Genomic DNA, 917 nt, shown 5'->3' with positions numbered 1-917 from the left:
GGCCCCTGAACTCACCCTCATTGCGTGAGATCTGGACGCGGCCGGGCCACCACCGCCAGTGATGGTCACGAGCTGCAAGCCCGGGCATTCATGCCCGGGTCATGTTGACTAATGCCCGCTTCTATGGCCCGGTGTCCTTCGTCGACGCCGAGTTCGAGCAGGAGTGCAGGTTCGACGGCTCGGCCTTCTTGTGCGACGGCGCCACGTACCGCAGTCGGCCTTCCGCCGCCGACGCCACGTCCGTCGACTTCACGCGGGCCATCCGGCAGGGACGCGCGTCCTTCCAGGGCATCTGGGTCGCACGGAGGTGGGTGCTGACGGGCGGGCGTTTCTACGAGGGCCTGACCGGGACGGCGCGGTGCGAGGACACGGTGGTCCTGAAGGGGGCCACGCTGGAGAAGAGCGGGGCTTGCCATCTATGGGCGGCTCAAGCGGGGTTGAGACGGCGGCGGGGTGGTCGGGGGCTTCGCGCCGCCTTCGCGGGCTTTGGCTTCAGCGGACGGTTTCCCGGTCGTGCTTGGCGCCGAGCTCGCACCACACGTACTTGCCGTGGCCGCGTCCGTCGGCTCCGGGGCCGTTGATCTGGAACCAGCCCCAGTCGTCGGCGTAGGCGTGGATGAGGTGGAGGCCTCGGCCGGTTTCGTCGTCGCCCTCCGATGTCGACAGGTTTTCCGTGGGTGGTGTGGGGTCGGTGTCCCAGGCGCCGAGGCGGAAGGAGCGGCCGGAGTGGCGGAGCTTCAGGGCGGCGGGGCCGGTGGTGTGGCGGAGGGCGTTGGTGAGGAGCTCGGAGGCCAGGAGCTGGGCGGGTTCGATGAGGGTGGGGAGGTGGTGGGTGGTGAGGATGTGGGCGAGGGTGCGGCGGGAGATGGCCACGGCTCGGGGGTCGTGGGGGATGTAGAGGGTGTATTCCCAGGTGG

The 917-nt window shown here is 69.7% G+C and carries 2 protein-coding genes; both read right to left on the bottom strand.

Annotated features, from left to right (window positions below; all coding sequences use genetic code 11):
* Positions 1-121 precede the first annotated feature (121 nt).
* Complete coding sequence (locus tag ADL12_RS57760; RefSeq protein WP_279617160.1) at positions 122-253, bottom strand: hypothetical protein; 132 nt, start codon at positions 251-253, stop codon at positions 122-124.
* 239 nt (positions 254-492) lie between these two features.
* The coding region (locus ADL12_RS22605) for an ATP-binding protein (RefSeq protein WP_062704515.1) at positions 493-917 on the bottom strand (425 nt) is incomplete at its 5' end.

The sequence above is a fragment of the Streptomyces regalis genome (assembly GCF_001509475.1).
GTDB lineage: Bacteria > Actinomycetota > Actinomycetes > Streptomycetales > Streptomycetaceae > Streptomyces > Streptomyces regalis.
The sequence above is the reverse complement of the archived record's forward strand: the minus strand, read 5'-3'. Positions and strand labels throughout refer to the sequence as shown.